Here is a 24,344-nt window from a genome sequence, read left to right as displayed (position 1 = left end):
ATAAAAGAAAGAAGCTAGGGAACAATTTGTCCCTAGCTTCTTTGGTTTACATAATTTCTTGATTTGGAACTCTAACGCTAAAACGATTAAATGTTGGATTTTCAACAAGACTTTCCGGAAAAATGAATGTCCAAGGTTTGCTTGTATTTGGGTGTATCGTTAATGGAGGTAATGTAAAGGAACCTCTAGCAATTAGTTCTCCATTTTCGTCGATCACTTCAAGCGGTAATTGCTCAAGATTTACAGCTTGTTTTGATCCATTTCTAATTAGTAGTGTTGCTGATAAGTTTCCATCATCACGTGATCTAGCTGATACAGCATGTAAACTAATTTCATTCGGTCCAAGTTTAGGTAACGTACTAACTAGCTTACGTAATTCTTCTTTTTGTTCCTCTGTAAGCTGTTCTTCCCATTCCGGATTTAAATCTAATTTATGTTCATTTTTAGATAAATCAAATGCTAATTGGAATCCAGTTGCAGGTAATTCCTCTTTTGTTAAGAACTCACGCTCGAAGTAAAAACGCCATGGGCGACTACTGCATGCTGGTAATTCTCCAAGATCTTCTAGGCTAAACTCTTTTCTAGCCAATAGTTCTCTTTCTTCACTTATTAATAGAAGAACTACATCTTCTAAGAGAACTGATTTTTCTAAGCTGTTTCGAACAAATGCAGTTACCATTGCCCCTTCTTCATCCACTTCAATATCAATTGCTGATAAAGATAATTGGTTAGGCAGTAAAGGTGGTAACTCATTATTTAAAAATTGGTAAACATAGCGACTTTCATCCTCAATATGCATTAATGGATGGAAAGAGATTTTTGGATAAACTTCTTTTACTTCCACTTCTTCAGTTTGTACAGTTTCTTCAGTAGAAGCTTGTTGTAATAAATCATTCGATGAAACAGTAGAATCTTTACCCTTTTGTAAAAAACGCTTAATCGATGAAAACATGTTCTTCTACCTCCGTTGGACAAGTAATTTCTTGAAATAAAGCAGCAAGATTTGATGTAATTTCTCGTTGTATTGTATAGAAAGTGTGTTCAAATAACGTGAAACCATCAAATTCATATAAACGAATTGGATCTTCTTGTTGATATTGACGCAAGTGAATTCCTTCTATTAAATGTTGTAAATGCTCGATATGCTCTGTCCAATATAAATCTACTACTCCAAGTGAAGTCAATTTCATTATCGTGATCAGTTCAGCTTTTTTCTCTTCATCCATTGCTAGAAGCAATTCTTTATAAACTGATAATGCTTCGTTTACGACACGCCATACATCTTGCTCATCATTAAAATACTCTTCATCTATACGTAATGGTGGAATTAACTGTTCAAGAGCAGTTTTTCCTTCAAGTTGGTTCCAGTCTTCAGGTACACTGTTTTCTGGATAGTATAAAGTAAGTGCTTTTGCAATTGTGTCGTCCACTTGTTTAATTAACCAATCTACATCAATTTCGTTAACTAATAAGTTGTTTCGGAATTCATACATTACTCGACGATGTTCATTTGCAACGCCGTCTAATTTCAATTGCCATTCACGAATTGTAAATTGATTTCCTTCACATAAACGTTGTGTAGTTGTGACAAACTCTTGGATATTATGATTTAACACTCTACCAGATTGATTTACTTGTAAATTCTTCATTAACTTCTCAAGTTTATCTGGGTTATAGCGTACAAATAACTCATCCTCAAGTGATAAATAGAATTGAGTTGAACCAGGATCCCCTTGTCGCCCTGCACGTCCTCTTAATTGAAGATCAATTCGTTCACTTTCATGACGCTCTGTTCCGATTACATGTAAACCACCTAATTCAGGAACTCCTTCACCTAATAAAATATCTGTACCACGTCCAGCCATATTGGTTGAAATGGTAATCATACCTTTTTGACCAGCTAAAGCGATCATTTCTGCTTCTTTTTCAACATGCTTAGCATTTAATAATTGGAATTCAATGTCAGCCTTTTCTAGTAAATCAGCTATAATTTCAGACTGACGGATTGAAGTTGTTCCAATTAGAATTGGTTGTCCTTTTTCATGGCGAAGCTTTACATCCTCTAAAACAGCCTGAAGTTTTTGAGAAGTTTTTTCAAAGATAATATCTTCATGATCAATACGAATAACCGGTTTATTTGTTGGAACTTGAATAACTTCCATATTATAAACTTGTAAAAATTCTTTTTCCTCCGTTTTACCTGTTCCAGTCATTCCAGAAAGAATTGGATACATACGGAAATAGTTTTGAATCGTTACAGAAGCTACTGTATGATTTTCTTCAGTTGATTTTAGTCCCTCTTTTGCTTCAATTGCTTGATGCAAGCCATTACTTAAAGAACGACCTTCCATAATACGCCCTGTAAATAAGTCTATTAATTGAATTTCTCCTTCATGCACAATGTAATCAACATCACGTTGGAATAATACTTCAGCACGTAAAGCGTTGTGAACAAAGTGGAAAAGAGTTGCATGCTCAAGATCATATAAATTATCAATCGTAAAAGCTCTTTCTACTTTTGTAATTCCTTCCTCTGTTAAAGCAATTGCTTTTGATTCTTCATCATATAAAAAATCCACTTCTTTTTTAAAAGTACGAATAAATCTAGCACATAGTAAATATAAATGTGATTGTGCTGATTTTTTACCTGCGATAATTAATGGTGTTTTTGCTTCATCAATTAAAACTGAATCAATTTCATCAATGATTGAGTAGTGAAATGGACGTTGAACTTGATCTTCACCTGCATCAACCATATTATCTCGTAAATAGTCAAAACCAAATTCTGTTCCGATTCCATATGTTATGTCAGCGTTGTATGCAGATTTTTTTTCTTCTATAGAATGGTCAGGAATATTTAAACCAACAGTTAGTCCTAAAAATTCATGAATTTGACCAATTTGCTCTGAGTCACGACGAGCCAAATAGTCATTAACTGTTATGATATGCACACCTTTTCCTTCAAGTGCACGTGTATACGCTGGTAATGAAGAAACTAATGTTTTTCCTTCACCAGTTGGCATTTCAGCAATATTTCCGTCAAATAGTGTAAGTCCACCAATTAACTGTACATCATAATGTCTCATGCCAAGTACACGTTTTGAGGCTTCACGTACTAATGCAAAAGCTTCTACTCTTAGTTCATCTACTGTTACTTCATTATTAGTAATTTTTTGCTTCCATGTATAAGTAAATTCTTTTAAAGCTTCATCTGATTGCTTTTCATAGAAAGATTCTAGGGCGTTTATCTCCGAAACTAACTTTTCATATTCTTTTAATTTTCGATTGCCAATTATTTTTTGCAATGACTGGATCAAGGGTGTTCCCTCCTAAGATGGTAATCTATCGTTTCTATTCTATTAATGTACCATAACTTATGCTCTTCTCGAACTAGTAAAAGTTAGAATTAATAGAAAAGAATGAAAATCGGAACTGTTTTCACATATACTTTTCGACAAAAGTAGGAGATTTGTCTTATCTTTTAGAATTTAATAAAAAAGTTTAAAAAAAGACTACAAATATGACTATTAATGACGATGTATTATGTGTACAGCAAACTGTCTGTAACATTACTGAAAACTTTGTAATTAAAAATTATTATTAATATTTAAAATTTTTTATACAAATTTCGATTCAGTTGTTGTATACTAGCGTTGTTAACCATTTAGTAAATTATGTCAAATTTATACAAAATTTGTAAATTTGATAGTAGGCAGTAGAGATATTGACCTACGGTTTGAGTTAATACCTAGAGTAGGAGAATGCATCTTTTATTCTAGTAAAATACTACATAAGATCACAGGGAGGAACACTAGAATGGCATTTAACAAAAACAACAAAAAAATCGTTACTACTGCGCTTACAGCTGCAATGGTAGCATCTGCGGTGGCTCCAGTAGCTGCTGCAACAAAAACTGTAACACCAGCTCAAGCTGCAACTAAAGCAGTAGACGCTTATTACAAATTATCAGTAAAAACAAGAGCGGACGTTTCAAACTCTGCTAAAGTTAAAGTAGCAGCTCAAAAAGCTATCGCTAAATTAACAAGCAAAAAAGACGCTAAATTAAAAGCTTCTTTAACTAAAAAAGTAACTACAAAATCAGCTGCAATCAACAAATACTACAAAACAGTTATCGTAGTTGCTGAAACAGAAGCTAAAAACATCGCTACTGCAAAAGCTGCTTTAGAAGCTGCAAAAGCATACGTTGTTACTGCTGACACTAAAGTAGAAGACGTAGAAAAAATGTTCGCTGATGGAATGGTTTTAGTTAACAAAATTAAAACTGCTTCTGTAAAAGCTGACTTAATTAAACAAGCTACTGATCTTAAAGCAGAAGTATTAAAGAAAATTGAAGAATTAGCAGTTCCTAAAGTTGCTAGCATAACTGCAATTAACGCTACTCAAGTAGAAGTGAAATTCAACAAAGCTGTTGATCCAGCATCAGTATTTACAAATGGTACAAGTGGCGCGTTTAAAGCAACTGTAACATTTACAACAATTGATGGAGTAGTTTCTGGTGCTCTTACTGGAACACTTAGCTCAGATGGAAAAACTTTAACAGTAACTTCTGCAAATCCTCTTTCTAAGAGATATGATGTAGTAGTTGATGGAGTAGTTGCTAAAGACGGTAAAACTGCTACTAAATATAATGATGTTGTAACATTTGCTTCAGATACAGTTGCTCCTGCAATTTTATCTACTGTAAAAAATTCTGCTGGTTCATTTACAGTTAACTTCTCAGAGCCAATTAAATCTTTAGGTGCAGTTAGCTATAAATTAGCAGATGGCACTGTAGTTGTAGCTGGTGGAACAGGAATTTCTAATGATTTCGTAGCTGGAGCAAAATCGGTAACTTTCACAGTTGGTTCTGATGTTGCTGCTGGTAAAGAAGTAATTGCTACATTTATCGGAGCTCAAGACCAAGCTGGTAACTTATTAACTCCAAACCCTGCAACTGCTTCATTTGTAAAAGGTGCTAAAGATGGTGCTGTTCCAACAGTATCTTCAATCACTCAAACAGGTGCTAAAACTTTTGCAGTTAAATTCTCTGAAGAATTAATTTCTAACCCAGTTGTAACAATTAATGGAACTGCAGCTGCAAGTATCGTTAAAGATTCTACTGACCCGACTAAATATAATGTAACAACTACTGCAGTACTTGATGGCGCTGCTACAATTGCAGTTTCTTCAATTACTGATTTAAGTGGTGAAGTAGGAACTGATCTTACTCGAGTTGTTACTTTTGTTAAAGAAACTGCAGCTCCAAAAGTAGTATCAAGTGCTGTAGTTGCAGATGCAAACAATAACAAGCAATATCTTGAAGTAACATTTGATAAAGATGTACTTTTAGGAGCAACTCCGACAGTTGCTGGTGCTGGTTCATTCGTTAAAGACTTTGTTACAAATACTGCTGCTTTTGCTGCAACTCCTGTTGCATATAAAGATGCTAACAATAAAAAAGTTGTTCGTGTAGAATTAGCTACATTATTAGGTGGAGTTGGAACTGATGTTGAAGGTGCAGCTTACACACTTGACTTAACATTTGCTGGTGTTGCTAGTGCCGCTGCAGTAGATGCTGAAGGAACTAAAGTAACATTTACTCGTGGAAAAGATGGCGTTCCTGCTAACGTTGACGTTTTAAATGTAAACAGTGTAGCTCGTGGAACTGACAACAACAAAGTAGTAGTAACTTTCGACAGAGCTGTTGATGGAGCTACAGCAACGAATGTTGCTAACTATAAAATTGACGGTGCTATCGTTGAGTCAGTAACATTAAATCCAGCTGCTGTTGGTGGAACTCAAGTTGCAGTTCTTAACTTAAAGGCTGGTTCAAATGGATTTACTGGTACTCGTAACATCAATATTTCAGGAATCAAAGCTTTAGGTTCTACTAAAGTAATGAACACATACTTTACTAATACATTATCTTTAACTGAAAACGTTGCTCCAGCAGTAACTTCTGCTAGATTAACTGCAACAAACAAAGTTACAATTACTTTCTCTGAAGCTGTATCACAAGCTGATAAATTAGGTCTTGACTTTGAAGTGTTAGTTGGTGGATTATCACAAGCAGTGGTGGAGAGCGTTGATTCTAACGTTGGTACAACTGGTGTAACAACTGTTGAATTTACAATCGCTAATGTAGATGCTACTAAATTATCAAAAGGTCTATCTTTAAAAGCATTATCTACACTTGATCTTGTAGATGCTTCTGGAAACAAAGTTTCAATTCCAGCTAACATTACTGTAACTCAATAATTTAGTCGATAGATTAAAATATATTATTAAAAAAAGCCTGCGTATACACGCAGGCTTTTTTTGTTTTACAAAATACTAAATATAAATTTTATAGCATGAAAGTTTGAATGTTTTCGAACACTGAGACTTTTGAGTTTTTTTATATTAAAATAAATTAAGAGGTATTTTTGTCGTAATTTGTAAGAAAAGTAAGAAAATTATGATTTTATACCAAACTTTGTCTACTGTATACTATAATAGTCATGTTTTTTTTAAATATGAAATGATTATATAGTTAGAGGAGATGTTTTGTTTTGGATGAAAAGATAGGTAAAAAGTATGTTAAAATGACCGTTAGCTCAGTTTTAGTGGCATCATCATTAGTTGTTAATCTACCACTAAATACTTTGAGCGTAGAGGCTGCTAGTAATCTATTACAAACAACTTCTAAAACTAATAGCAAGGATAGTGTTTCAGTTTCTTCTGTTAAAGTGAACGCAGCTTCCTCGAAGGTTACAACTTCGGCCATTGAAACAATCACGAAAATTTCAAAAGGTTCAGTAGTACTCGGTAAGAAAATATTTAAGTATGATAAATCATTGAATGGTTTCTTTTCAAATAGTAATGCTTTAAAAAGTGCGAAAATTCAATTTACATATGATAGCAATAAAGTGATCAAACAGTTAATGTACTTAGAAATTAATTCACCGGGTAAAGCCTCTAAATCAGACGATAAAATATTTAAAAATAATAGTGTTTTAGATGGTAAAGGCGCTGTTATTAATGGAAAGATTAAAGTAAATGCCGACTACATAACGCTTAAAAATATTACGGCAACAAAAGATTTAGAGCTTACGAGCAAAGTGAAACATGCTTTCTATACAAGTAAAGTGACAGTTAAAGGAAAAACACTCGTATCAAGCTCGGATGTAGTTAAAACTGCATCTTCAAATAATGCTGATGGTGGAAAGAAATCTCTAGGACAAGCTTTTTATAAATCATTATCTTATGTCGTGCCTACATCATTCCTTCCAACTGCTACTACTACACAACAAACTACTTCAGCAAAATTAGTCCTAGTGTTTGATGGTTCTAAATTAAGTAAGATTGAAATTAAATCGAATGATACGACAGTTCAAACAGTTGGAAATACAACAATTACTGATCTTTCTCTAGCTGGAAATTCTACAGTTCAAAATGGAAATACTTCAACGATCTCAAATGTTAATTTACAAAATGGAGCAGATGAAGTTTCTTTGAATGGAAATATTGGAACAGTTAACGTTAGCAATGGTGGTTCCGTTCAATTAAGTGGAAACGGGTCAATCTCTACACTTCGTATAACTGCTAATGGTACTTCAGTTGAATTGAATATTAATGGAGTCATTCAAACAATTAATGCAGATTCATTAGGTGGTAACCTTTCAGTTGGTAATGATACAAATATAGAAAAAATGGTCGTAACGAAAGAATTTGAGATTAATAGTTTGGATGATATTGGCCAATTAATAATAAATGGAAACGTACCTAATCTTACAATTAATACTCCAATTAACTATTTGCAAGTAAATAGTAATACTGATCTTACAATTGATGGATCTAGCAAGATTGAAGAGTTAAATCTAAATACAAATTCAAATGTACTTGTAAATGTGCCAAATGTGACGACTTTGACGGCAAGTGGTAGTAATAAAGGGAAAGTTACTCTTGGTAAAGACACAAAAGTTGATAATATTCAAAATAGAGGCTTGTTAAAAGATCCAAATCAATTAGCTCAAGTTAATAAAGAGAATGGAGAAAACTTAAACAGAATTCCTGGTGGTACTTCTGGTGGCGGTGGTGTAATCGTATCACCTATAACTTTAAGTGCAGTTGTTGTATTAAATGAAAGAACTGTTTCTTTTAACAGTAATGTAGCTGATGCAACAATTAAATGGAATGGTGAACTTCTACCACAAAAAACTGTTCAAGGGACAAATAGTGTAACTGTACCATTGGTCGAATCAACTAAGAAAAACGAATTAACGATTGAGAAGGCGGGTTTTGTTACTTATTCAAATAAACAGGTTGTATGGGTATCGGCTTATGATAGTAATGCAACACTTGGGTCGTGGGAAATAGATCGTACTGCCCCTGATAGTTGGGTAATCTCGAATAATGGATGGATTACAAACTCGACTACGGACCAACAAAATGCAAATAATTGGTATGACTGGCAAGGTAAAGGTGCCCATACGAATGTAGGTTTAACTGATAAATGGAAAGTAGAATCTAAGATTGATCTAACTACTGAATTAAATGCTGGTAAAGGCGTAAGAACGTCAATGTGGGTTCAAGTAGATGGTATCAATGGAGACGCCGCTACACAAAACAATGTAGTAGATTGGGCTATTCTACAATATAAATATGATTCTCATTCGAAGCAAAAAGGCTGGGAAGCATGGAATAGTACAACTGGTGCATGGGTCGCTTTAACAGGTGTATCAACTGAAACAGGTATTTACACATTAACAATGACTTATAATGGTGGGAAGTTATCACAATACATTAATGGTACTCTTGTTAACGAATATACTATAGATACAGATGAAGGTTTCACAGAAACAGCTCCGTCACATTTAATTATTCAATCTCGCACATTTGGAGAAGCTTATACAACTAAATGGCAAGTACCAACAGTTAGTTATAAAAATGAATATCCAGCAGGAGCTAAATTTGTCTCAAATGCTAGTGAATTAACATCAGCAGTTGCAAACGCAAAAGATGGTGATTCAATCTATTTAGCAGCTGGAACATATGCACTTGATTCCCAATTAAGAATTGATAAAAAGCTTAATTTAATTGGTAAAGGCGATTCAACTGTTATTACAAAAGGTAATTCAGATTGGTCGAATGCTACAGGTTCAAAAGGCTATGCATCATTAATTACAGTTAATAGTGGTAATAATGCTGTAAATTTAGAAAATCTAAAAGTAACTGGAGCAAAAAATATCACAATGACATCTCCAGACAGTGGAACTGATTATGGTAGTGGGATCAATGTAGTCAGTTCATCAAACGTTACATTAAACAATGTAACTTCAACTGACAATGATGCTGCAGGATTAATTGTGAATAGCTCGACGGTAACAGCGTCAGGACTAAAAACGAGTGGTAATAGTTGGTATGGAGTTAACGTCGATCAGAAGGATAGCACAGATGCTTACTTCTCGTTGACTGGACATAATGTACTCGAGGAAGACGTTCAAATTATCTCTGATTCATCAGAAAATGTCCATGTAACTGCTCCTTATTACGATGTTTATAAATTAGAGAATTCTACAAAAACAATTTGGAGTAATAAAGCGTTAAAAAATGTTGTAGCTTTAACGCATGCAAACTCGACTAAATATTATACAAATCTTCAAGCGGCAGTACAAGCAGCGGATGATGGAGATTTAGTTTCGATTGGTGAAGGAACGTACAAATTAAATAGCCAAATACGTATTACGAAAGAAATTAGTATTATAGGTTCAGGAGAAAATACAATCATCACAAAAAGTGATGCAGATTGGACTAATGCAACGGGATCAAAAGGCTATGCAGCTTTAATTACAGTACTAAGTGGCGATAATGAAGTTCACATTGAGAATCTTAAAGTAACTGGAGCAAAAAATATCAGCATGACACCACCAGGTAGTGGAACAGATTATGGTAGTGGTATTAATATAGTTAGTTCATCAAATGTTACATTGAAAAACGTGACATCAACAAAAAATGATGCAGCCGGATTAATTGTTAACAGTTCAAAAGTAACTGCTGAGAATTTAAATACAAGTGAAAATAAATGGTATGGTGTCAACGTAGAGAAAAAAGATAGTGTTGATGCTAGTTTCACACTGACTGGAAATGGTGTAATCGGTGAAGATATTCAAATCATTACTGGTACGGTCGGAAATGTTCAAGTTGATGCAAACAGATACAACACATACAAACTAGAAGATTCACCTTCAACAATATGGAACAATAAATCATTAAAAAATGTCGTAGCTTTAACGCATGCAAACTCGACTAGATATTATACAAATCTTGAAACGGCAGTAAGTGCGGCAGTACAAGGTGACGAAGTACGTATTGGCGAAGGAACATACAAATTAAATAGCCAGATTCGAATCAATAAAGAAATTAGTATTATAGGAGCAGGTGATTCAACGGTCATCACAAAAGGTAATACGGCGTGGACTAACGATACAGGATCAAAAGGCCATGCAGCGCTTATCACTGTTGTTAGCGGTAGTAACAAAGTGAAATTGGAAAACTTCACTGTAACTGGTGCGAAAAATATTACTATGACTGGTTCTGGAAATGGTATTGATTATGGAAGTGGTATAAATATTGTTAGCTCATCGGATGTATCATTAAACAATGTGAGTTCTATAGGGAATGAAGCTGCCGGATTAATTGTAAATAGTTCGACTGTAACAGCTCATAATTTAAATACGAGTAGTAATAGGTGGTATGGTGTGAATGTTGATCAAAACGAAGCAAGTGAAGCTCACTTCACATTAACTGGTACTGGAGTTTTAGGAGAACCAATTCAAATTTTTTCTGATAAAACAACAGGTGTAACAGTTGTTGCAGATGGATATACACCTACACCACCGATTCCCTTTACTATTTGGAGTAATAGGTAAATAGTAAAAAGGAAAGAAATTTCACCTTAAGTTAAGGGTATTTGATAAAGGTTAAAGCCAAACAAAGAAGATGATTTCTGTGTTTTCCAGGACTCATCTTCTTTGCGTTACAGTGTAATCTAAAATGGGTATAGAATATCATTTTTTTTGATTTAGTAACAAAAATATACAAAATATGCACCTAGTATTATATATAATTTTAATAGTTTCAATCTATTAACCATAAAAAGGAGGTAAATCTACTTGAATAAAAAAATAAAAATAATCTGTGTAGCTATCATTCTACTAATTAGTCTTTTTAATTTATCAACAATAAATCAAAATAAAAGTAAAAAATTTTCTTGGTTACATAATAATGAAGTAAATGCAGCAACTAACCTACAAGATAAATGGATGCCTCTACAATTAAACCCACTACCTAGCAGTAAAAACGTCTCATATAATTTTAGTAATAATGCAAAGATTTTTACAAAGCCTTTCCCACAGCAATATCAAACTGTAAATGGTATTTTGAGTTTTCGAGGTGGACCTTTTCGAAATAATGCTGTGATGGGATCTCCAGTCATTTCAAAGGAGAAATTAGTAAGGAGCTGGACTTTTCATACGTCTTCTTTACCAAGATGGGGTGGTGGCTCAGGTTGGACTGGTCAACCAAGTGTGATTGAGTGGAAGAAGCAAGAGCAACAAATAATGAATTTGTATCCTCAATTTAAATCAAAGCCAAATTTGAAAGAGGTGGTTTACGGTTCATTAGATGGCAGAATTTATTTTTTAGATTTAGCAACTGGTAAGAAAACTAGGAATCCAATTAATATTAAGAATTCCATTAAAGGGAGCGTAGCGCTTGATCCACGTGGCTATCCACTTCTTTATGTTGGACAAGGAATACCTCAAACTGGAAAAATAGGTTTACGTATTTATAGTTTAATAGACCAATCATTATTGGCATTTATCCCTGGAATTGATTCGTTCTCTTTCCGAGGTTGGGGTGCTTTTGATAGTTCAGCCCTTATTAATCGTGAAGATGATTCAATGTTAATTGGAGGAGAAAATGGGCTTGTCTATTTCATAAAATTAAATACTAAATACAACCCAAAATCAAAGAAGATTAAAATAGCTCCTATCATTTCTAAATATCGATATAAGCAAAAGAATAATTCGTATCAGGGCATTGAAAACTCATTAGCGGTATATAAGAACATGGCTTATTTTTCTGATAACGGAGGCGGCATCCAAGCGCTGGATATAATTAAGAAAAAATTGATTTGGGCTAATAATGCTTATGATGACACAGATGCCTCAATCGTTATTGAAGATTCAAATGGAATGCCATATCTATACACAGGTTCTGAAATAGATAAACAAGGTACAAAAGGCTATGCTCGAATACAGAAATTAAATGGCAAAACTGGTAAAGTGATTTGGGAGAAGAAAATCCCAGGCTTTTCGGTTAAAGGTGATCATCCTGTAAATGGAGGAGTACTAGCTACTCCAATTCTTGGAACTGGTCCATTAAAAGGACAAGTCATTTATAACATCTCAAGATATAAAACAATGAATGGTGGATTACTAATTAGCTTTGACACAGCTACGGGAAAAGAAAAATGGCGACTACAATTATCAAATTATGCATGGTCATCGACTGTCGCTGTTTATACACAAAACCATAAAGCATATTTCATTCAGGGTGATTCGGTTGGTAATCTTTATTTAATAAATGCTAAAGGTAAAATAGTTAATAAAATTAACTTAGGAGCAAATATTGAAGCATCACCAATTATAATTGGTCAACAAATAATTGTTGGAACTAGAGGCGGAGTATACACAAGTGTTAAGTTACAATAAGATATCGTAGAAAAGGCAGGGGGCCAAAAAGTGGCTCTCTGCCTTTCTCATGTATTTATTACAACTGGGTATTTTCATGTAACCTTCTAATAGAATGCTTTATTTTTTTAGATTTTGTTAAATCAACCGAAAATCTGAAAACGATTGGAGCGGAAGGAGCGAGACCCCTGTGAGAGTAGCGGGAAGGTGAGACCCAACAGGCGCAAATGCGCCGAGGAGGCTCACCACCCGCCCCACGGAAAGCGAACATCCTGGAGCAGAGATCTACAAATTTCCATGTTTACTAGAAATAAGATTTGAAAAAAGTCTCAAAAGGAATGATGAGCTTTTGATAAAGGTCTTATAAAATTAAACTTTAAACTAAGAAAATGATTGAAACGGAAGGTGCGAGACTCCTATGGGAGTAGTGGGAAGGAGAGACCCCGCAGGCGCAACTGCACCGAGGAGGCTCACCCCCCGCCCCACGGAAAGCGAGCATCCTGTAGTGTAAATTTAGATAATACTTTATTTGTAAAATAAAAAATACATTTACTACGGCAAAATATCTTTGTTTAAAAGTCATTTCAATTGTATTAATAACATATTAAACTTCAGTTAAAATTACAGGATTTAAAATAATAAATTAGATAATAGTATAAACTGACATATTTTATTAATTATCAGAGGAGTGAAAAAGTTTGGCCTATAAAAAAGTTGAAAGTCGTATAGATAAACGAAAGTTTAATAACAGTAAAATAAAACAACTCTTAACAATATTAATTCCAATAGCAGGAGTAATTATATTGGGAACAACAGCCATTTTTTATGTTTATCCGAAAATTACTAATGGTGGAGAGAAACATACAAAAAGTGTTGCTACTAAAGCAGTCAAAGAAGTAAAAAAAGATGAAAACAAAGTAGAAGTAACAGAAAAACCAGCTGAACAAACTACAACTAGTGGAACAGAGGATACAGAAGAAGCGACTAATTCAACAGATTTTATATTACCAGATAGCAATCTTAAGAATTTAACGAATGGAGATATAGAAAGACTGACACCGAGCGATTTGCGTATAGCGAGGAATGAAATCTATGCGAGACATGGTTTCGTTTTTAAGTCCGCCGATTTAAATAATTATTTTGCTACAAAATCATGGTACAGCCAAGATCCTACATATCAAGGTACTTTAAATGAATTTGAAAAATATAATTTGAGCCTAATTAAAGCAAGAGAAGATTCAATGAATTAAGTTAGTAAAAAAGCAAAGTTCACTATAAATGAACTTTGCTTTTTTAATCTTGTTTTATCAAACTATAGAAAATGATTGAAACGGAATGCGAGCATTGATCTTAGATAATATCATTTAGAATTAAACCTTAGTTAAAATTCTACTTCATCTTGCAATTGAATAATGTGTATAGAAAGTTATTTTTATACAAGAGAAGGTGGAATTCCTTTGGTACAAGTAGTCCTTACAATGGATCAAATGATTCACATCATTCAAAATGGATTATCAAAAACGAGTACACCAAAGCGTGTCACAATTATAGGTGGTGGAATATCAGGTTTAGTTTCTGCGTCACTTTTAAAAGAAGCGGGACATCAGGTTACTATTATAGAAGCAAATAATAGAATAGGGGGACGGATTTACACAAGAAGAGAACCGTTTCTTGATTACCAATATATTGACCTTGGTGCTATGCGTATCCCTACTTTACATCAGTTAACATTCGCATTAATTAATAAATTTAAATTACAAGTAAACGAATTTATAAATAGCACTCCTAATGATTTAATTTACATTAATAATGTTTTAACTAATCAAAAAAGTTATGATTCAAATCCAGATATATTAAAATATCCTGTTGCTCCAAATGAAAAAGGAAAAACTGCAACAGAACTACTTACATCTGCAATTGGTCCAGTGATTGACTTTATAAATCAAGATCCATTAAAAAACTGGGATATTATTATTGATAAGTATGATCAATACTCAATGGAAAATTTTTTGAAATATAATCCCGTTGGTGCTTCTTTATCTATAGGGGCAGTTGATATGATCAAGACAATTGTGGGAATAGAAGGTTTTCCAGAGCTTGCATTCACGGCAATACTACGAGAAATTGTTGTACTCTTAACACCAAATCTGAAACTTTATGAAATTACAGGAGGAACCGACTACCTTGTAAGAGCATTTTTACCACAAATGAGGGAGAATATTATACTGAATGAAAGGGTAAAAAAAATTATACAAGGAGATTCCAAGGTAACAATCCATACAGAAAATGAGATACTTACAAAACAAAATCAATATGAATGTGATTATGTTATTTCCACGATTCCTTTTTCTTTATTTAACTTTGTAGATGTTTTGCCGTACGAGTCTATTTCTTATAATAAATGGAAAGTGATTAGAGAATTGCATTATGCTGATTCAACTAAAATTGCTCTACAGTTCAGAACAAAATTTTGGGAGAAGTTAGGTTTGTTTGGTGGGAAATTAACAACTGATTTACCTATAAAGTTTTCATATTTTCCTAGTCATGATTTAGGCTATGAGACAGGGGTTTTATTGGCGAGCTACACATGGGAAGACGATGCGACTATTTGGGATCATATGGAAAATAATGAGCGTATTAATATGGCATTATCTAATCTATCAATTATTTTTGGCGATATTGTTTATAAAGAATTTTTAGTAGGATATTCGCATAGTTGGACGCAATTTACATTTGCAGGCGGCGCATTTATTATGTTTAAACCAAATCAACAAAGAGAACTTGGCCCGTATATTGGGACACCAGAAGGTAGAATTCATTTTGGGGGTTCTCACGCATCATCTACACCTGGATGGATACAAGGGGCAATAGAAGCAGGAATCCGTACTGCTAATGAAGTTAATAATTTATAAGTTTTATATATATTCATATTGAACTACGATTCTGTTAGTTGAGTACGGTTGGGCTGCGTTGGCAGTCTTTTTTTGTGCCATCTAGAAGAATAGTTTAATAAGAAAAGGGCTTTAAATTAGCTTATTAAATCTAAATTTGATAAATTCTTTAACTTTCACAGAAAAGAATCTGTGGTACATGGATGGATTGTCATCCTCTCTGCTACGCTTAGTTACATGTCTAGTTTATAGAAGAAACGTTCGCGATATGGAAAAAGAAGTACAATCTATCGAGTGCTGAGGAATTTATCTGATATACTGGTAATAGAAACTATTTTCTGAAAATTAAATACTTTAGGGGTTGATGATCGTGACCGTGAATGGATTAACCGAACAAACGATTTTTCAACAGAATGGGAATACGTTTCAAGCAGAAGGTCGGAACATCCGAATTCTTGCAAAGTACGAAGAACCTCTAGTTGTGCTGCTAGGGAACGTACTAAGTGATGCTGAATGTGATGAATTGATTCAATTGTCAAAAGACCGCATGAAGCGCTCAAAAATTGGTTCAACTCGGGAAGTAGACGCGATTCGAACAAGCAGTGGGATGTTTTTTGCGAACAATGAAAATGACCTTATTGCGACCATCGAAAAGAGGATTACAAAAATCATGAACGTGCCTGTTGAGCATGGGGATGGACTTCAAGTTCTACAATACTTACCTGGCCAAGAATACAAAGCGCACACTGATTACTTTTTACCGACTAGTCAAGCAGCGAAGAATAACCGAATTAGTACAATCGTGATCTATTTAAATGATGTGGAACAAGGTGGGGAAACGGTTTTTCCTCAGCTGAAGCTTTCAGTAACACCACAAAAAGGAACAGCAGTCTATTTCGAATATTTCTACGAAGATGAAAACTTAAACAAGTTAACCTTGCATGCTGGTGCACCAGTTAGCGTTGGTGAAAAATGGGTCGCGACACAGTGGATGAGAAGGCAAAGAACAAAGTAACGGATCGAATGATGATAAACTTATCTTTTCACCCATGTCCTATTTAGAGGAACTATGAGTAGAAATGTGAAAAAATCGCCCCAAAAACATATCTAATTTAAAAAAAATGTAGTTGTACTATTGCTTTTACTACAACTACATATATACAACATAAAGAATCATAGACTGCTTCGGCGGTCTTTTTTTGCATTATATGGCAGGAAAGTTAAATGAAAAATGTATTTTTTTTAAAAATAATCAATGTCTTAAATGACCAATTTCTCTAGGGGAAATTTTAGTGGAATAAATAAAAGCTACGATAGTAGCCTGTTTTGATATTGAACTAACGCATGCGAAAGTTGAAGAAGCGACCTTCTTTTCTATTGCAAATAATGCTCGTACCTTGCATTAATTAAAGATTTATATGGTTACAGCCCTTCATACCTTCATCCTTGACTAGGCAATAAAACACTGATTATTCCTCAATACAAATTGTTCGACCATCCACACGACAACAAATTAAATTTCCTTGCCTAAAACAATCACCAGGCGATATTTCTTCAATATCGTCTTCATCTAGCTTACTAAGTATTCGTTGTACTCGTTGCATTTCTACCTTTGTCACCTCATTTCCACAAGAGCATTTACAGTTTCGCTTTTTCATTAACATTCACTCCTTTATATCAAATATATGCTCGAAATGAAGGAGCGATTGTACAAACTGCCCGTTATAAATGAGTCATTTCTCTTGTTAAACTAAACTGTCATATAGTTGAAAAAGACTATTTACCAAAAAAACCTCTAATGCTGCAATTTAGCATTAGAGGTCTACAAAATTTATTCATAAAAATGTTACTTTCAGTAAAGAACTTTCCTTTCAATCAACAGCATCCCGAAGCGGAAATTTATAAAACTCAAAGTTTTATTTAAGCTTCTCACTAAAAGCATCCGAGTAAAGTTTACTAATAGAAGTTGTCCCAATACCCATAATTGAAAATAATAGAAATACTGTAAGTATAATGCCAAGTATTTGGCGCCCTGAATTGAACAAAGGTAATTTTTTACGAATATCCCTTACATTCGTAATTAAAATAAACGGAAGAATAATCATACATAAAACAACTACGAAATTATTAAGACCTAAAAAAATAACATCTTTAGCGGTAGAGGTTAGATCCATTTGGTACCTCATATAGACATAAATAAGAACCATAAGGATTGGGTAACCGATCATCGCAGCGAATTGCTTCCAAGTTGTTCTTGTCCTAAAACCTGGCATCTGAGTTGCAAAACTAGATGTTGATAAAAAGAAATGTAGTTGTTTTAACATGAACTGACCTCCGTTTTTAGTTTAAATGTTTATATGTATAGATTACTAGATATGTATATTATACGATTTAGCGTATGCGCTTACAATACGTATAAGAAAAACACCGTAACATGAATTACGGTGTTTTATTTTATATATTACTTTATCGTAACCTTAAGCTTCTGATCATTCTCTATATTCTTTAAAGAATCCTTCATAAAAACATTAACGGTTAATTCTGTAGATTGATCAATTAGGTCTTTAGGTAAAAAGAATTGAAGCTTTGTTGGTGAACGTTTTGATAAAGCTACTACTTCGTTATTTACCTTTACTTGTGTTAAGTAGGAGAAGCCTTTACCTTGAATCGTTATTAATTGTTTATCGTCTCCTTTTTGAAGTATTTCAGGAGAAATGTTACTTATAGTGTAATTCGGATTCCCTAAAAAGTAAGATGAATTTTTAACGATATGATCATTTTTATAACTATACTGGTTACCTTTTAACACGTCATATTGTAAAAGCTCATAGTCTTTACTAAATTTCTTCGATTCCTTAGTTTGATCTTGGAATTTAGATGGAAGCATGATGGATTCACCTTTAGATAGTGAATTAGCTAAATACGAAAAATTAGTATTCATTTTGACATTTGCTAATTGAAACACATATGGCGTTAAGAAATTACTACTTAAAGTAATATCCGGTTGTTTAGGTAAATAATTACTCCAAACTAGCAATGGGACATTATGCATTTTTATATAATCCTTTTTAGTTTCAGGATTTTTAATATAGTTTGCATCTAAATAGACACTCATCTCATCGCCAAGCATAGGTAGATGATCTCCATAAAATACTAAAATAGTTGGTTCATCTAATTGTTTCAATGATTCAATTAGCATTTTAAGTGCATGATCAACGTTTACTAAATTATGGGCATACGTATTTAGAATCTTTTTATTGCTCTCGTTTAAATCTAGAGTTGTCCCATAATCGTTAAATTGTTTTTTCGGTTTATCATACGGACCATGGTTTTCCATTGTAACCGAATAAATATAATCAGGTGTAGGTGTTTCTTTCAATGTCTGAACAATACGGTTACTTATTTCAACATCAGAAATGAACTTAGTTGTATCGGATAATTTAGCCTTTGTAAATGTATTCATCGTTTGGAATGAATTAAATCCTAACTTTTTATAAAGTTCATCACGGTGATAAAACCAAGAATGATACGTGTGAATACTAGTCGCTGTATATCCTTGATCACGCACCATTCGTGCACCAGAATTCACGGGCTTATCAATATAGTTTTGAAATCCTAACGAGACTGATGGAATAAAATCAGTTGAAAGACCTGTTTGAATTTCTAACTCTGTATTGATCGTTCCACCGCCATATACTGGTGAAATCAAATGTCCAGTTGTACTCTCTTTTTGTAAAGAGTGATAAAACGCTAAAGGGTCTTTTTTAAACGAATTCGGCCCAAAAACAGTAGGGTCAAAAAATGCTTCACTTTGGATAAATAGTATGTTTGGCTTTGTTTGTGTGCTTTCGCTTTTAGCAGCAGTTTCATTCGACTCAAGTATAGATTGAATCTTAACTTGAGAATAATTTGCTGGTTTCTTAATTGATGAATTGATGTTGTTAAGCACAAAACCAAGGACACTACCATTTGTCATTGAGTTTACTTTTTGACTCCAACCGATCGATTCAATTTTAAAATATGAATACAGATTGTATGGAACTCCACCAATAAGCCAACATGCCATTAAAAGAGAAAGAATGGAAGTAAACAAATTCATCTTCGTATTTTCTTTTCTACTTTTAAGTAAAAAGCTAATAACAATTCCGATAATCATAACAAAAGCAAGTATACCAATTGTGAAAAAGAGTCCATCAACAGAAATATATTGTGAGATGTCTAATGCCTCATTTCGGAGTAAAAAATCACTCGGGACAATAGGTTCTCCTCTTTTTTGTGTTTTAACTAGACTCGCTAGTGCAAAGAGACAAAGTACTAGAAATAATAGCATTTGTACAATTAAATAATATCTCTGCTTTAAAAAATAGAAGCAATTCATGCTTACAATTAAAATTAAATATTCAAAAGTGAAGAGTAATGGGTACTCCTTTATCCACTCGAAAACTAACAAAACATGTTCTCTATAAATACTTTCAATAAATAGTAATGTAATGAATGGTACAAGAAACGCAAATAGTATTTTAAAATGTATTCTAAAATGATCGTCCTTCATTATTTCCCCCATATTTTTATCATCCAAGATAGTAGTTGATTTTTTCTCTTTATATAAGATTGCTAACATTGATATTATACCAAATGTAAGTGAATTCGATGAATTTTGTTTCTATTAGTATTAGTAACATTTAGGGCGAAAGATTAACCATAATTGAATGAAATTGTTAACAATTAACAAACGATTCTTAATATTATTGAAAGATTTGAAAGACTTATGTTACACTTTAGTTGGTAAAATTTTCTATATACTGAAAGGTTTTCGATAGAAATGATAGATTTTCGCAAAATTAGTAAGAGCGTGAAGTTAGTTGGTATAAGTTTTATGGCAATCACTTCAGTATTTTATGTAACAGAGAAAGTTTCAGGATATAGCAGCTTTAGTTTCCTTTCATCACAAGTCCCTCAAAGCCAAATAAAACAAAGAGGCGGAGTCATCCGTTTTGATCCAAAAGGCATATATCTCCATGCAAACGAAACACATCATAGCGTCGGTATCATTACTGCATACATTAATCATAAAGGCCAACTAGAAATCATAACAGAAGCAGTCGCTCCGATTATTACAGCAAGTGCCAATCCAGATGAAACATTAGCTGAAAGAGGTATTACAGCAGGTTTAAGCGTAGGAAATCAAAAAACAGTTATTTCATTTTCTCAAAATGGAAGAAAGTTAAATCTAAATAATCCAGCCGATTATGACAAAATCTCAGGTTCTAGTTCAAATGTTTGGGTAAGTTGGACAAGTAACCAGTAAAAAGAATAATAGATTCATAGAAAATTAGCCAAACAAAAAGGGATATGAATAGACTCATATCCCTTTTTGTTTATTGATTTAATACGATTAAAATTTTAGTAGCTACTTCTTCTTTTGCTATATCGTCAATGGAAAGACCATCTTTATTTTTTATCTTTAGATCGGCACCTTTATCAACTAAGTGTTGAAAAGTATATGCATCATCTGTATATATCGCTTCAAAAATTGGAGATTCTCCGTAAGAATCTTTCATATTAATGTCTGCCTTATATTTTAATAATAAATCGATTGCTTTTATATCTCCCATCGAAACAGCTGCATGTAGAACAGTATAATCTTGTTCATCACCGATTGCTGGATTAGCCCCGTTTTTAAGAAGAAGCTTTAGCATATCTAAGTCGATCGTTTTATCATCATAATAAGATGTTGAAATAAGTGGCGATTCGCCTAATTTATTCTTTTTGTTTACGTCGGCACCTTTATCAATTAATTGCTTTGCTTTATCAATATCATTATCTAAAATAGCAAGCGTAAGTGGAGTTTCTTGATCAGGTTCAATTTCCACAGTATCTGATGTGTTTTCTTCCACATTATTATATGCATCCGCAACAAATGAAATAATTTTATCTGCTGCCATTGAAACTGAAATAATGCCTCCAAAGACAACGACAACTGCTAAAATACCAATTGCAAAAACACGTTTTGGTGTTTTGAATACAACTGAATTTTCGACATCATTAAAATGATATAATGCAGCAATACGTTTAGGCAGTGTAGGATGTGACATAAGTTTTTCACTTAACCAAATGATAAAGCCTTTCTCTTTACTACTATTAAGCATATATTCATGCTGGTCGATCGTTTGATAAAACTTTCTACCAACAGCTAGCATTGTTAGTGCGCGAGTTGAAGCTTCAAAATCATTCGTATAATGAGTGGCCATTCGATCGCATGTATATTCACAAGCACGAGAATAAGCAGATCCTAAAAAAGGAATCCAATTGGCAGGTAAGATTAGTGCATGTTTAATAATATGATTACGTTTAATATGCGCTAACTCATGAGCAATCACGAAATCAATAGCCTTAGGATCAGAATCTTTCATTTCAAATAGGTCAGCATATAACACAATCATACTGCGCCCAAAAAAGCGCGTAGCAAAAGCATTTAACATTCCACCAGATTCAATAACGTACACATCAGGTACGAAGTAGAATCCCATATCTTTTGCAATCTCCTTTGTTCTTTCGAAAACCTCTGGAAACTGATTGCTCGTCATTTTTACGCCATTCGTACGAATATGGGCTGTGAAAACCATTTGAGCAATGATTGGTATAAATACTAAAATTCCTAATATAATAAGTCCTAAACCACTAATAACTAGAAGTGCATATAAAGGTATACTCGTAATTAAAAGTAAAATAAAATAGATTGTTTCTTTCCGATGAATTAACGGCTTCAAGCAAGTTCCTCCTCTGTCTTTCATTCCTTAAGTTTAGCAAGTAAGAATATGTTCTGTCATTGAAATATTAAAATTAAATTAAACCAATTAATGTCATGTTAAAAGATACTAATTTACTTTATTTCAACGTGTTCACAATAATTTCTTTTTACCGTTCTCGGAAAATTTAGTATGATAGTTATTAGCTATTTTAAAAATAGGCTTTTTTTATGTACATTGTTGGTATTTAAATAAAGGCTTACTATACAAGATGGATTATTATTGGGTGACGAAAGAAAACAATCAATAAATCTAAGAATTTGATTGTAACGTAAGGTGGTCGACTCCTGTGGGAGATGCGGGACAATTGAGATTCACGCAAGGCGTATGGCGCCGAGGAGGCTCAACGTACGCCCCACGGAAAGCGAGCATCCTGAAGTGGAAATCAACAATAATGTTTTGTAACAGACACTGAAAATAAGAGAATTTTAAAATCAATAAATATGACTCTATTAAGATTTTAAATAAGGGGAAAAACTATAAATGAGCAGCCAACTTAGAGAACAGGAAAAAAATTTGTTTTCTCGAACGAGTATCAGAAATAATAAAAATAAACATATACCTCGAAACTATAAAAAATTAGGACTAATCTTTGGTGTATCAATCGTTACACTATTCATTGTTCATTTAATCATAAAATCATTCTATACACCTGAGCGAATGGCAAAATCATTTGAAAAAGCGATAACTGAAAATAACTATAAAGAAGTAACTCAAATTCTAGAAGAAGGTGGTACACGTGCCACACTTGATGTAGGATCAGTCAAAGCATTTATGGAGTACATGAATAGTTCTGATTTAGTAAATCATGTTGAGGATTTAGTGAGTAATGGTAAAGTACAAAAAAGTGAACTAATTGATCGTCATGGTAATCATGTATTATCGATTAAAAAAGGCAATAAATTTTTAGGGATTTACCAAACTTATTTAATTAGCGCAGAGCCATTTGAGTTAAAAGTAACATCTCCAATTGACGAAATAGAATTAAGTTTGAATAAAAACAATGCTCGTTTAAATAAGGACGAGTATGAAAAATCATTTAAAAAAATCTTACCAGGTAAATATGCATTAAAGGTGAAATATGAAGGACAATACAGTGATGTTGAAGATACAATTGATTTAGATTTTACAAAGGCATCTAAAAATAAATTGGATCAAGAATTAACATTTAATGTTAGTTACGTTCAAATTTACTCTAATGAACCAGATGCTAGAATTTTCGTTGATGGCAAAGATTCAGGCAAATTAATTAGTGAAGTCGATAAGTTTGGTCCATTCTTATTAAATGGCCAAACGACTATTCATGCTGAAATCGATATGAATGGAGAAGTAGTAAAAACAAGTGAGGTTCCAGTTAACGGAAAGTATATCGATTTAATGTTTGATACACCTACACCACAAGAGGAAACAACTAAGGATGACGGTGGATTTTTTGCAGGTATAAAAGGATTTTTAGACAAATATCTACCAAATCCTAAGCCAGAAAATAATCTAGAAGAGAAACAATTTATTGATGGGTTATTTAACCAAAATGGTCAGGCATTTTTAGAATCAAAAGAGTATCAGCATAAAATTAAGAAAAAAAATACCACTCAAAAGCTTGTCGGCTTTGCAATGAAAAGCTCAAAGCAAGATGACTCAGGAATGAGTATCGTTACGAATGAGACATATGAAATTACTGATAAAAAAGGAAAAACAAAAACAAAATCATTTGAAATTACGTATCATTTCACAAGAGTAAATGATGAATTACAAATGGATCGAATTGAAGAAGTAAAAGAAATCGAATAAATGTGAACAGAGTCCTCAATTTTAAGAGGGCTCTTAATTTTTGGATCATTTACTTTTTTTGTACAACTACCATGAAAATTTTTACGTCACTAAAGTCGAAGATACTTTGAATAAATAAA

General features: G+C 33.2%; 14 protein-coding genes. 8 read left to right on the top strand and 6 right to left on the bottom strand.

Going from position 1 to position 24,344, the window contains the following annotated elements; translation table 11 throughout:
- Positions 1-46: 46 nt before the first annotated feature.
- Together B7R65_RS04685 and secA2 are read right to left on the bottom strand one after the other, a co-directional pair.
- Positions 47-952: an accessory Sec system S-layer assembly protein gene (locus B7R65_RS04685; RefSeq protein WP_088041589.1), complete on the bottom strand. Its 906-nt coding sequence runs from the start codon at positions 950-952 to the stop codon at positions 47-49.
- On the bottom strand, positions 936-3,317 hold the full coding sequence (secA2, locus tag B7R65_RS04680) for an accessory Sec system translocase SecA2 (protein WP_088041588.1): 2,382 nt from the start codon (positions 3,315-3,317) through the stop codon (positions 936-938). Before secA2 ends, B7R65_RS04685 begins: the two co-directional genes overlap by 17 nt.
- 499 nt (positions 3,318-3,816) lie before the next feature.
- Between secA2 and B7R65_RS04675 the strand changes: the two genes are divergently transcribed.
- The 6 genes from B7R65_RS04675 to B7R65_RS04650 all read left to right on the top strand — a co-directional run bounded on the left by B7R65_RS04675 (position 3,817) and on the right by B7R65_RS04650 (position 16,640).
- Positions 3,817-6,258 (top strand): hypothetical protein, encoded by a 2,442-nt coding sequence (locus tag B7R65_RS04675; protein ID WP_256941155.1) that lies wholly within the window; start codon positions 3,817-3,819, stop codon positions 6,256-6,258.
- A gap of 293 nt (positions 6,259-6,551) precedes the next feature.
- On the top strand, positions 6,552-10,910 hold the full coding sequence (locus B7R65_RS04670) for a glycosyl hydrolase family 28-related protein (RefSeq protein WP_088041587.1): 4,359 nt from the start codon (positions 6,552-6,554) through the stop codon (positions 10,908-10,910).
- 243 nt (positions 10,911-11,153) lie between these two features.
- On the top strand, positions 11,154-12,755 hold the full coding sequence (locus tag B7R65_RS04665) for a PQQ-binding-like beta-propeller repeat protein (protein WP_088041586.1): 1,602 nt from the start codon (positions 11,154-11,156) through the stop codon (positions 12,753-12,755).
- A 677-nt stretch (positions 12,756-13,432) separates the two neighbouring features.
- Positions 13,433-13,984 carry a YARHG domain-containing protein gene (locus tag B7R65_RS04660; protein WP_088041585.1) on the top strand — a complete coding sequence of 184 codons (552 nt, stop codon included), beginning with the start codon at positions 13,433-13,435 and terminating at the stop codon, positions 13,982-13,984.
- Between the two features lie 228 nt (positions 13,985-14,212).
- The gene (locus tag B7R65_RS04655) at positions 14,213-15,646 is read left to right on the top strand and encodes a flavin monoamine oxidase family protein (RefSeq protein WP_088041889.1); all 1,434 of its coding nucleotides are present in this window, start codon (positions 14,213-14,215) and stop codon (positions 15,644-15,646) included.
- Positions 15,647-15,989: 343 nt separating this feature from the next.
- Positions 15,990-16,640 (top strand): 2OG-Fe(II) oxygenase, encoded by a 651-nt coding sequence (locus tag B7R65_RS04650; protein ID WP_088041584.1) that lies wholly within the window; start codon positions 15,990-15,992, stop codon positions 16,638-16,640.
- A gap of 454 nt (positions 16,641-17,094) precedes the next feature.
- On the opposite strand, the gene B7R65_RS04645 is transcribed toward B7R65_RS04650, so the two are convergent.
- From B7R65_RS04645 to B7R65_RS04635, 3 genes are all read right to left on the bottom strand, one after another.
- Positions 17,095-17,283, bottom strand: coding sequence for a hypothetical protein (locus tag B7R65_RS04645; RefSeq protein ID WP_088041583.1), 189 nt, complete (start codon positions 17,281-17,283; stop codon positions 17,095-17,097).
- A 258-nt stretch (positions 17,284-17,541) separates the two neighbouring features.
- The gene (locus B7R65_RS04640) at positions 17,542-17,949 is read right to left on the bottom strand and encodes a hypothetical protein (RefSeq protein WP_088041582.1); all 408 of its coding nucleotides are present in this window, start codon (positions 17,947-17,949) and stop codon (positions 17,542-17,544) included.
- Between the two features lie 137 nt (positions 17,950-18,086).
- Positions 18,087-20,246 carry an LTA synthase family protein gene (locus B7R65_RS04635; RefSeq protein WP_088041581.1) on the bottom strand — a complete coding sequence of 720 codons (2,160 nt, stop codon included), beginning with the start codon at positions 20,244-20,246 and terminating at the stop codon, positions 18,087-18,089.
- 255 nt (positions 20,247-20,501) lie between these two features.
- Here B7R65_RS04635 and B7R65_RS04630 point away from each other — a divergent pair, with 255 nt between their 5' ends.
- A complete protein-coding gene (locus B7R65_RS04630; RefSeq protein ID WP_088041580.1) occupies positions 20,502-20,933 on the top strand; it encodes a hypothetical protein in 432 nt (143 codons plus the stop codon).
- A 70-nt stretch (positions 20,934-21,003) separates the two neighbouring features.
- Here the strand turns inward: B7R65_RS04630 and B7R65_RS04625 are convergent, their stop codons facing one another.
- Positions 21,004-22,395 (bottom strand): M48 family metallopeptidase, encoded by a 1,392-nt coding sequence (locus tag B7R65_RS04625; protein WP_179194768.1) that lies wholly within the window; start codon positions 22,393-22,395, stop codon positions 21,004-21,006.
- 522 nt (positions 22,396-22,917) lie between these two features.
- Here B7R65_RS04625 and B7R65_RS04620 point away from each other — a divergent pair.
- A complete protein-coding gene (locus B7R65_RS04620) occupies positions 22,918-24,225 on the top strand; it encodes a TcaA 3rd/4th domain-containing protein (protein WP_088041578.1) in 1,308 nt (435 codons plus the stop codon).
- Positions 24,226-24,344: the final 119 nt, after the last annotated feature.

The organism is Bacillus sp. EAC (genome assembly GCF_002156875.1).
Classification (GTDB): Bacteria; Bacillota; Bacilli; order Bacillales; family Bacillaceae_G; genus Gottfriedia.
Note: the sequence above shows the minus strand (reverse complement) of the source record. Positions and strands in the feature narration are given on the sequence as shown.